This window comes from Bradyrhizobium sp. CSS354 (assembly GCF_029051725.1).
Lineage (GTDB): Bacteria > Pseudomonadota > Alphaproteobacteria > Rhizobiales > Xanthobacteraceae > Bradyrhizobium.
Window position 1 is genome coordinate 186,087 of the sequence record NZ_JAACFU010000011.1, and the last position, 9,788, is coordinate 195,874.

Sequence of the window (9,788 nt, forward strand, 5' to 3'; positions counted from 1 at the left end):
CCTCACAGTACGAGCTCTCATGGCCCAAGCCTTCATAGTCCGAGCCTTCAGAGCCCTCATAGCCCGAGACATTCGCGAATATCCATCATGCTGCGCCGAAGCCACGTCTTCACCGTGTTGACGGGCGCTGCGAATTTCTCCGCCAATTGCTCGCGGCTCCAGCCGTTGTAATAGGCGAGAAGCACGAGTCTCTGACGGTCCGGTTCGAGCCGGCCGATACATTCCAGGAGCCGCTTCAATTCCTCGGTCATCTCCCGCCGCGCCAGCGGATCGGGGCTATCGCTTGCGACTTCCATCGCCTGCGGCTCTTCCTCGATGGAGACTTCCGTCTTCTTGCGCACGATGTCGATGGCGCGGTTGCGCGCGATCGACGCCATCCAGGTGATCGGCGACGCGAGAGCGGGATTGAACTGGCCGGCGCTGTTCCAGATCTTGACGTAGGCCTCCTGAATGACCTCCTCTGCTAGATCCTGTCGGCGCAAGATACGGAGCACGATGCCATAGAGTTTCGCGCGCGTGGCGACGTAGAGGCGCTCGAACGCGGCCTGATCGCCCTGCGCTACCGCCCCAATCAGCCCGACCAGCTCTGCTGGCGTCAGCATTCAGCCCCCCAATGCGCGGCCCTCGCGTTCCGCGCGGGCCCTGGCACCCCGCCACCATAGCGCGCGACAAAGCCGACCACCAAGGGGGCGCGGCGCCACTCTGTGGACAGCACATGCGAAAACCCGGACCTTTGGGGTCCGGGTTCTGCAAATTCTCGCAGGTCTAGCGGCTAGCTCTCAGGCGACGGCGCCCATGCGGGCACGCATCAGGCCGATGCTGTCGAGGTCGGCCTGCTCGCGGGCGTTTTCCTCGGCGCGTTCGCGGGCCTGATCGCGCTCGTCGAGAAGCTCGACCTTCTTCAGCTCCTCGAAGGCTTCGGCCAGCGCTGCCTTGGCTTCGTCGAGCTGGCCCTTCAGTTCGTCGGCCGAGCGGGTCAGGTTCTCGCGACGCTGGATGGCAGCCTTGGCATAGGTCGGATAGGCGAAGTGCGAGGGATCATTGATCCCGGCGCGCTCCTGCTCGGTCGAGATCTCGCGTTCAAGATCGGTCGACATCCGCTGGAAGTCGGCGATCATGGTCTCGATCTGGGTGACCCGGCGGCGCTTCTCGTCGACCTGAAACTTCTTCAGGCGGATGAGGGTATCACGTGACTTCATCGACTCGTACTCCCCAGAAGTCCCTTGGCTGCGCGTGGGACAACACCGGTCTCCCCACAGGCCCGACGGGGGCCAAGACCGGCTCTGCTACTCTGTGGGATGGGATGATGACGGGACAAAGTTAGCGTTCCGTTTCCAAATTGCCGAGGATTTGCGCCAACTGGCGGTAGCCGTCCGCCAGCGATGCATTTTCGTCCTTGCGCTGGCGCAGGAAGGCCTCCAGCGGCTCGTGCAGGCGGATCGCCTCGTCGACCTCGGGGCTGGAGCCGGCGCGGTAGGCGCCCAGGCGGATCAATTCCTCCATGTCGGCATAGGTCGCCATCACCGCCCGCGCCTTCTGGATGGTCGGCCAGAACTGCGGGTCGGCCGATTTCGGCATGGTGCGGGAGACCGATTTGAGGATGTTGATGGCGGGGTAGCGGCCGCGCTCGGCGATCGAGCGCTGCATCACGATATGGCCGTCGAGGATGCCGCGGACGGCATCCGCAATCGGCTCGTTATGGTCGTCGCCATCAACCAGCACCGTGAAGATCGCGGTGATGGCGCCCTCGCCCAGGCCCGGACCGGCGCGCTCCAGAAGCTTCGGCAGCTCGGTGAACACGGTCGGCGTGTAGCCCTTGGCGGTCGGCGGCTCGCCCGCGGACAGGCCGATCTCGCGCTGGGCCATGGCAAAGCGCGTCACCGAATCCATCAGGCAAAGGACGTCCTGCTCCTCGTCGCGAAAATATTCGGCGACCGCGAGCGTCAGATACGCGGCCTGGCGGCGCATCAGCGCCGGCTCGTCGGAGGTCGCGACCACGACGACGGAACGCGCCAGGCCCTCCTCGCCGAGGTCGTCCTGCAAGAACTCCTGCACCTCGCGGCCGCGTTCGCCGATCAGCCCGATGACGCTGACCGCGGCATCGACGTTGCGCGCAAGCATCGAGAGCAGCACCGACTTGCCGACGCCGGAGCCTGCGAAGATGCCCATGCGCTGGCCGCGGCAGCAGGTCAGGAACGTGTTCATCGCGCGCACGCCGAGATCGAGCGGCGCGCCGACGCGCTTGCGCGAGTGCGCCGGCGGCGGCGAATTGCGGTATGGCATCGGCGCCGGGCCCTGCGGCAGGGGCCCCTTGCCGTCGATCGGCTCCCCCAGTGCATTGACGACGCGACCGAGCCAGGCCGCGCAAGGCCGCACCTGATTTGCGGCATTGGCGATGACGGCCTTGCAGCCGCGCCGCACGCCGTCGAGGCCGGCGAACGGCATCACGACGGCATTGTTGCCGGAGAAGCCGATCACCTCGCAGGGGATGGAACGGTTGCCGCCGGTCTCGATCACGAGCCGCGCGCCGACCGACATCGCATGGATCGGGCCGGCCACCTCGACCATCAGGCCGCGCACGCCGACCACACGGCCGTAAATATTGATGCCGTCAATGTCGCCGATCTGTTCGGCAAGAGCCTTCATAAGAGGGCCTTCATGAGGTGATCGCCTTCATAATCCCGGGCTTCGTGGCGAATACCTTAAGTTTCGCCATATTTCTGAACGGCGCTTAACTTCGTGTTTACCCGCATCGTTAATCATTGCGTCACTGTCTTTGTGACTGAGCGTGGCTCCCCTTCAGAAGAAGGCTGAGTCGCGGGAGTCGGTTAGGCCCGTCTCTTAAAGTGGAACTTGAACGCAACCGGATAACGAAAGCTGCTTCGCACACAAGACCTTAGGGCGATTCGACGAAAATTGCATCTACAGGGCTTGCGTTCCAGAATCAGAATTTGTTAACCATCTGTTGTCAGGATCCGAATCAGTTGTTCAAAGGCGTTTTGTTGTGTGCCGCGAATGCGGCCGACCTGACGCCCAGGAGCGGCGACTATGGGGAACTGGCATGCGCGTTTTGCTGATTGAAGATGACAGCGCCGTCGCGCAGTCGATCGAGCTGATGTTGAAGTCTGAGAGCTTCAACGTCTACACGACCGATTTGGGGGAAGAAGGCGTCGATCTCGGTAAATTATACGATTACGACATTATCCTTCTCGACCTCAATCTGCCCGACATGTCCGGCTACGACGTGCTCAAGCAGCTCCGGGTCTCCAAGATCAAGACACCAATTCTGATCCTCTCCGGCCTTGCCGGCATCGAGGACAAGGTCAAGGGTCTCGGCGTCGGCGCCGACGACTACATGACCAAGCCCTTCCACAAGGATGAGCTGGTTGCCCGCATCCACGCGATCGTGCGCCGCTCCAAGGGCCATGCCCAGTCGGTGATCCAGACGGGCGACCTCGTCGTCAACCTCGATACCAAGACGGTGGAAGTCGGCGGCCAGCGCGTGCATCTGACCGGCAAGGAATACCAGATGCTGGAGCTGCTCTCGCTCCGCAAGGGCACGACCCTCACCAAGGAAATGTTCCTCAACCACCTCTACGGCGGCATGGACGAGCCCGAGCTGAAGATCATCGACGTCTTCATCTGCAAGCTCCGCAAGAAGCTCGCGAATGCCTCGGAAGGCCGCAACTTCATCGAGACCGTGTGGGGCCGCGGCTACGTGCTGCGCGAGCCGCACGAGGTCGAAGAGCGCATTCCCGCCTGATCCTGGGTTTACCCGCGAGCCCTTCGGGGCTTGTTCCTCCCAGCCTGGACCCCGCCGCAAATGGCGGGGTTTTGTTTTTTGGGGATGCGAGCGCGGCCTCATCGTCCTCCGGCCGTTGAACCGCTACCCTTCCCCCGCCGACGAATGATCGCTGCACGATGGGGGAACGATGATCCTGCAATCACTCGCCGGCCTGCCCGCCTTCCTGGTCTATTTCTGCACCGGGCTGATCGCGATCGTGGCGTATCTGTTCGTCTACACCCGCATCACTCCGTACAACGAATTCCAGCTGATCCGCGACAACGAGCCGGCCGCGGCGATCGCACTCGGCCTCAGCCTGATCGGCTTCGTCGCGCCACTGGTCAGCGCCATCGCACATTCGGCCAATGTGCTGGATTGCCTGATCTGGGCGATCATCGCGCTCATCGTGCAGATCATCGTGCTCTTTCTGGTGAGGGTGCCGGTGCCGAACCTGCCGGCCCGGATCGCGGCCGGCGAGTTGGCGCCCGCGATCTGGCTCGGGCTGTCCTCGCTCGCCGCGGGCCTGCTCAACGCCGCCTGCATGATCTACTGACATGGCCGACAAGCCCTCCAAAAAGGAGTTCGGCAAGCGCCGGCCGGCGGCAGGACCGCCGCCCGCACAGCAGCCGGTGAAGCGCTCCGGCCGTGTCGCGCTGCTGGTGATGGGTACGATCGCGGTCGGCACCACCGCCTACACGCTAATGCCGCGGCAGAATTGCGAGCCCTCTCCTGCCGGGGCGATCGTTCCCGGGGCGACGGTCCCCGGAGCCGCGCCGGTACAGGCGAGCACCGCCTGCAGCAGCAGAAGCAGCTCGTCGGGCGGCGGCGGCAGCTCACGCTGGTCGTCGCGATCGAGTTTCTTCAGCAGCGATTCATCGAGCCATTCCTCGTCCGGAACGTCGTCCGACTCAGGCTCCGGCGGCGTGAGCCGCGGCGGCTTCGGCTCGTTTGGCCATGGCTTCTCTGGCGGCGGCTGACCCATGCGACGCATCGTCTGCCCCGAGCGCGACGACTGGCGGCAGACCGCCGAACAATGCGGCTTCGCCTTCCACACCATCGACGGCGAGCGCTATTGGGACGAGCGCGCCTACTACGCCTTCACGCTCGACGAGATCGAGCGCGGCATCGAGACGCCGACCGGCGAGATCGACGCGATGTGCCTGGAGCTTGCCGGCCGCGTCATCGGCGACGAGCGTCATCTGCAACGCTTGAAGATACCCGACGCGTTCTGGAGCCTGATCGCCGAGAGCTGGGCACGAGACGACCGCAGCCTCTATGGCCGGCTCGATCTGAAATTCGACGGCAAGGGGCCGGCAAAGCTGCTCGAATACAACGCGGATACGCCGACCTCGATTTTCGAAGCCGCGGTGTTTCAATGGACCTGGCTCGAACAGGCGATCGAACGGCGCATCATCCCGTCGCGGGCCGACCAGTTCAACTCCATCCACGAACGACTGATCGAAGCGTGGAAGCAGATTGCCGCTAGCCGCCATGTCCATCTCACCGGCACCACGGGCAATGAGGAGGACGCCGGCACGCTTGCTTATCTCGAAGACACCGCGCGCCAGGCGGGACTGACGACCACGCTGCTCGATGTCGCAGCGATCGGCTGGCGCAATGATGCCGGCGGCTTCGTCGATCTCGACGACCGCGACATCGCGCTAGCCTTCAAGCTCTATCCCTGGGAATGGATGTTCCACGACAGCTTCGGCGCGAAGCTCAAGGACGCACCGACACGCTGGATCGAACCGCCGTGGAAGGCGGTGCTCTCCAACAAGGGCATCCTGCCGCTGCTCTGGGAGATGTTTCCGAACCATCCCAATCTGCTGCCGGCTTTCTTCGAGGACGATCCGCGGGCAGCCGAGCTCGGCAGCTCCTACGTGCGCAAGCCGCTGCTGTCGCGCGAAGGCGCCAATGTCACGCTGGTATCAGGCGGAATGCCGCTCGACGAGCAGGCAGGCCCCTATGGCGCCGAGGGATTCGTGCGGCAGGCGCTCGCGCCGCTGCCGAACTTCTCAGACTTCTATCCAGTGGTGGGAAGCTGGCTGGTGGATCACGAACCCTGCGGCCTGTCGATCCGCGAGGACGAGAGCCCGATCACCGGCAACGGCTCGCGGTTTCTGCCGCATGCGATTTTGTAAGGGATACCCTTCTTCCCTTCTGGGAGAACGTGGCCGCGTAGCGCCGGATGAGAGGTTCTATTCGCGAGTTCAAAGCGTCAGTTGGATTCGCGGCTCGCGCATCGACAAAGGCCGGCACGGCGGCGGCGTGGCACAAAGTGCATAGAGACTTTTCGCAGCGACAGATCAGCTATGTCTTAAAAGGGTGCACTAAGACACTTAGGCACCCTGAATAGCGCGGTAGCCTCTCTGCAATGGAGAGGGGACCGGTGCCGGGGCTCGTGCATATCGTTGACGACGACCTGTCTTTCCTGACGGCCATGGAGCGTCATTTAAGGCACGCCGGTTACGAGGTCGCCGTCTATGCGTCGGCGCAGGCGTTGCTGGACCGACTGCCGAGCGACAGCATTCCGAGTGGCATCCTTCTCGATGTGCAAATCCCCGACTTGGACGGCCCTGCCCTCCAAAAACAATTGGGCGAACTCGGCTCGACATTGCCGATCATATTTCTCTCCGGCTATCGCGACATTCCGACCACTGTGCGAACCATAAAAGCGGGTGCCCAGGATTTTCTGAGCAAGCCGGTAAGCTCAGAAGACCTTCTTCGCGCGATCGCCGGAGCCCTGGCACACCATCGATCATCACGAGACCTGCAGAACATGCTGAACATGGCACGTGCTCGTCTCGCTAAATTGACGCCGCGCGAGCGACAGGTCTTCGACCTTGTCGTTCGGGGCAAAATCAACAAGCAGATCGCACATACGCTCGGAACGACCGAGCGCACGATCAAAGCTCACCGCCACGGGTTGATGGAGAAAATGCAGGTTCGGTCGTTGGCCGAACTGGTCTCTCTTGCCGAACGGATCGGCGTCTTGGACGGCGCATCCGACGAGGGAGGGACGGCCTGACAACTCCACCAGTTTGCAGATACCTGCCGCTCCGCGGTCGTATATTGCCAGTACGTCGAATATCCGGTGGGTTGCGTTGCCCGGGCAGGCGTCGTGCTCAGGCCTCGTCCGGTGGCGCGCGCAGCGGTCCGCCATAATGCAGGTGGCAATGCAAATGGCGGTGTCACCGCGCCGCTGCCACCTTCAACGACGGCGGCATCAATCCACCCATCGGCCGGCCGGAGCGCGTCGGGTTGAGCTGATAGAGGCCACGACGCTCGGCGATCGGACGGAACGCGTCGGTGATGCCGACGACAGATTCGGCGGCGCCGAGCAGCAGCGTACCGTCGGCTTCTAAGACCTTCGCCATGCGCTCGAAGATCACCGCCTTGGTGTCCTGGTCGAAATAGATCAGCACGTTGCGGCAGAAGATCACGTCGAACGTGCCGAGATGGGAGAAGTCCTGCAACAGATTGAGCTGGCGGAACTGCACCACCGCGCGGATGTCGGCATTGAGCTGCCAGACCTCGCCCGCCTGCGTGAAGTATTTCATCAGATGCTGGATCGGCAGGCCGCGCTGCACCTCGAACTGGCTGTAGACGCCAGCCTTGGATTTCTCCAGCACCTCCTGCGACAGATCGGTGGCGACGATCTCGATGCGCCAGCCGGCGAAGGCTGCGCCCATCTCCTTCACGCACATCGCGATCGAATAGGGCTCCTGTCCGGTCGACGACGCCGCCGACCAGATGCGCAGCGACTTGCGCGCCGCGCGCGCCCGAAGCAGCCCCGGGAGGATGGTTTCGCGCAAGTGATCGAACGGGATCTTGTCGCGATAGAAGAAGGTCTCGTTGGTGGTCATCGCTTCGACCACGTCGCTTGCAAGCCGCCCGTCGCCGTTCCTGATCTTCAGCACGAGATCGGGAATCCCGGCGAGGCTCGCCTTGCGGGCCAGCGGCAGGAGCCGGCTCTCGACCAGATACTGCTTGTCCGGGGAGAGATCGAGGCCGGACCGCTCTTTCAGGAATTTGCGCAGATAGTCGTAGTCAACCGGCGTCACGAGCGGTCTCCCGCGAACAGGCGGTTGACCCGGGCGCCGATCTGGTTGAGCGGCAGGATCGCCGCGCAGATGCCGGCATTGGCCGCCGCGCCCGGCATGCCCCAGACCACGCTGGAAGCTTCGTCCTGCGCGATCACGCTGCCGCCGGCGGCGACGATGTCCTTGCCGCCGCGCATGCCGTCCGAGCCCATGCCCGTCAGGATCACGGAGAGGATGGCGCCGTGCCAAATGTCGATGGCGGAGGTGAACAGCGGATCGACCGCGGGCTTGCAGAAATTGACGGCGGGGCCGTCGTCGAGCGCGATCGCCACGTCGGCGCCGCTCCGCACGACGCGCATGTGCTTGCCGCCCGGCGCAAGATAGATGCGGCCCGGCTTCACCGGCTCGCCATCGACCGCCTCGGCCGCAGGCTTGCGGCTCGTGCGTGCCAGATGCTCGGCGAGAATGGTGGTGAAGGTGGGCGGCATGTGCTGGGTGATCAGCACCGGGACGCGGTCGATCACGGGGCCGAGCTCGGTGACGAGCGCCATCAGCGCCTGAGGACCGCCGGTCGATGAGCCGATCAGTAGCACCTTCGGCGCCTGGGTCGAGAACGGACGCGTGGACAGCACCGAGGACGACGACGCATGCACCGCCGGAGCCGCCGCAGGCCGCGCGACAACCGGTCCACGTGCAGCCGGAGCCGGGCTTGGGGGCGCCAGCGGCGGGCTCGCGACCGCGGCCTTGCGGCGCAGCCGTGCGCCGAGGTGACGGATTTTCTGGATCAGGTCGTGGTGGAAGATGTCCGCAGCCGACGCCTCGCGCGTCGATTCCGGCTTCGGAATGTAGTCGGCTGCGCCGAGCGACAGCGCCTTGAAGCTGATTTCGGCGTTACGGCGGGTCAGCGTCGAGGCCATGATGATGACGAGATCGCGCTTCTTCGCCAGGAGTTGCGGCAGCGCCGAGATACCGTCGAGCTCGGGCATTTCGATATCGAGGACGGCAACGTCGGGGTTGATGCGTTCGATCTGGTTGACCGCCTCGAGCCCGGTGCGCAGCGACGCCGCAACTTCCATGTCATGCTCGGCACCGACCCAGCGCGAGATCAGTCCGCGAATGACGACGGAGTCATCGACGATCATCACCCGCAAAGGTCCGGCTTCCCGCGACGAGCCCGGGGTCGAATTACCTGCGAACGCAACACTCATTACTCACCAACTCAGACTGAAACGGTCAGTTGAAAACAAACGCCGAAGGAGCCGTTCAGCCTCCGGGGCGGTCGCTCAGATAAGGCCGACTTCCTGGAATTTCGCCGTCACGATGTCCTTGTCGAAGGGCTTCATGATGTACTCGTTGGCGCCGGCGTGCAGCGCGCGCGCGATATGCGCGACGTCGTTCTCGGTGGTGCAGAACACCACCTTGGGCTGGTCGCCGCCGGGCATGCGCCGGAGATGGCCGAGGAACTCGTAGCCGTCCATCACCGGCATGTTCCAGTCGAGCAGGACAGCATCAGGCAAGCCGCGCTTGCAGGCCTCCAGCGCCTTCTCACCGTCCTCGGCTTCGAGGATCTGGAAGTCGAGGCCCTCCAGGATCCGGCGCGCAACCTTGCGGATGACGCTGGAATCATCAACGACGAGACAAGTTCGCATGTGAACCTCTGCTTCTCCCCGCTTTTGCGGGGGCACTTCCAATTGCAGGTACGTCGGCGGATGTGCCGGCGTATCAGGCCGCCATCATCTCGGGCGCGAGCTCGAGGACGCGGTCGACGTCGAGGACGACCATGAGCTGGCCGTCGAGACGGTGGACACCGCCGGCGAGCTTGGCCATGCGGGGGTCGAGATTGACGGGGTTTTCTTCCATGCCGTCCTCGGCGAGCCGCAGCACTTCGCCGATCTGGTCGATCAAGAGGCCGTAGGATTCACCGCGCAGGTCGACGCCGACCGCCATCGGGATCTTGCCGT

The 9,788-nt window shown here is 63.9% G+C and carries 12 protein-coding genes and 1 pseudogene; 6 read left to right on the forward strand and 7 right to left on the reverse strand.

Annotation, left to right across the window (positions count from 1 at the left end; all coding sequences use genetic code 11):
* Nucleotides 1-56 precede the first annotated feature (56 nt).
* The 3 genes from GWG67_RS25885 to fliI all read right to left on the reverse strand — a co-directional run bounded on the left by GWG67_RS25885 (nucleotide 57) and on the right by fliI (nucleotide 2,646).
* Nucleotides 57-602, reverse strand: a complete 546-nt coding sequence (locus tag GWG67_RS25885) for a sigma-70 family RNA polymerase sigma factor (protein ID WP_275172211.1) — start codon at nucleotides 600-602, stop codon at nucleotides 57-59.
* A 177-nt stretch (nucleotides 603-779) separates the two neighbouring features.
* Nucleotides 780-1,199 (reverse strand): flagellar export protein FliJ, encoded by a 420-nt coding sequence (gene fliJ, locus GWG67_RS25890; RefSeq protein WP_007606301.1) that lies wholly within the window; start codon nucleotides 1,197-1,199, stop codon nucleotides 780-782.
* 121 nt (nucleotides 1,200-1,320) lie between these two features.
* Nucleotides 1,321-2,646, reverse strand: coding sequence for a flagellar protein export ATPase FliI (gene fliI, locus GWG67_RS25895; protein WP_106946294.1), 1,326 nt, complete (start codon nucleotides 2,644-2,646; stop codon nucleotides 1,321-1,323).
* A gap of 415 nt (nucleotides 2,647-3,061) precedes the next feature.
* On the opposite strand from fliI, the gene ctrA reads away from it, so the two are divergent.
* The 6 genes and pseudogenes from ctrA to GWG67_RS25925 form a co-directional block, all read left to right on the forward strand.
* Nucleotides 3,062-3,763 carry a response regulator transcription factor CtrA gene (gene ctrA, locus GWG67_RS25900; protein ID WP_007600544.1) on the forward strand — a complete coding sequence of 234 codons (702 nt, stop codon included), beginning with the start codon at nucleotides 3,062-3,064 and terminating at the stop codon, nucleotides 3,761-3,763.
* A gap of 169 nt (nucleotides 3,764-3,932) precedes the next feature.
* Nucleotides 3,933-4,337 carry a DUF350 domain-containing protein gene (locus tag GWG67_RS25905; protein ID WP_275172212.1) on the forward strand — a complete coding sequence of 135 codons (405 nt, stop codon included), beginning with the start codon at nucleotides 3,933-3,935 and terminating at the stop codon, nucleotides 4,335-4,337.
* A 1-nt stretch (nucleotide 4,338) separates the two neighbouring features.
* Nucleotides 4,339-4,761: a hypothetical protein gene (locus GWG67_RS25910; protein WP_275172213.1), complete on the forward strand. Its 423-nt coding sequence runs from the start codon at nucleotides 4,339-4,341 to the stop codon at nucleotides 4,759-4,761.
* Between the two features lie 3 nt (nucleotides 4,762-4,764).
* A complete protein-coding gene (locus GWG67_RS25915; protein WP_275172214.1) occupies nucleotides 4,765-5,925 on the forward strand; it encodes a glutathionylspermidine synthase family protein in 1,161 nt (386 codons plus the stop codon).
* Between the two features lie 248 nt (nucleotides 5,926-6,173).
* A complete protein-coding gene (locus GWG67_RS25920; RefSeq protein WP_275172216.1) occupies nucleotides 6,174-6,812 on the forward strand; it encodes a response regulator transcription factor in 639 nt (212 codons plus the stop codon).
* Nucleotides 6,813-6,842: 30 nt separating this feature from the next.
* A pseudogene (locus GWG67_RS25925) lies at nucleotides 6,843-7,049 on the forward strand (hypothetical protein); the annotation flags it as partial.
* Here GWG67_RS25925 and GWG67_RS25930 read toward each other — a convergent pair.
* From GWG67_RS25930 to GWG67_RS25945, 4 genes are all read right to left on the reverse strand, one after another.
* Nucleotides 6,976-7,848 (reverse strand): protein-glutamate O-methyltransferase CheR, encoded by an 873-nt coding sequence (locus tag GWG67_RS25930; RefSeq protein WP_275172217.1) that lies wholly within the window; start codon nucleotides 7,846-7,848, stop codon nucleotides 6,976-6,978. The pseudogene GWG67_RS25925 and the gene GWG67_RS25930 overlap by 74 nt on opposite strands.
* Nucleotides 7,845-9,035 (reverse strand): chemotaxis response regulator protein-glutamate methylesterase, encoded by a 1,191-nt coding sequence (locus GWG67_RS25935; RefSeq protein ID WP_275172219.1) that lies wholly within the window; start codon nucleotides 9,033-9,035, stop codon nucleotides 7,845-7,847. The genes GWG67_RS25930 and GWG67_RS25935 overlap by 4 nt, the downstream gene beginning before the upstream one ends.
* A gap of 75 nt (nucleotides 9,036-9,110) precedes the next feature.
* Nucleotides 9,111-9,476, reverse strand: a complete 366-nt coding sequence (locus tag GWG67_RS25940; RefSeq protein WP_007600538.1) for a PleD family two-component system response regulator — start codon at nucleotides 9,474-9,476, stop codon at nucleotides 9,111-9,113.
* A 73-nt stretch (nucleotides 9,477-9,549) separates the two neighbouring features.
* Nucleotides 9,550-9,788 (reverse strand): chemotaxis protein CheW (locus GWG67_RS25945; RefSeq protein ID WP_275172220.1); only part of this gene is annotated, 239 nt, incomplete at its 5' end.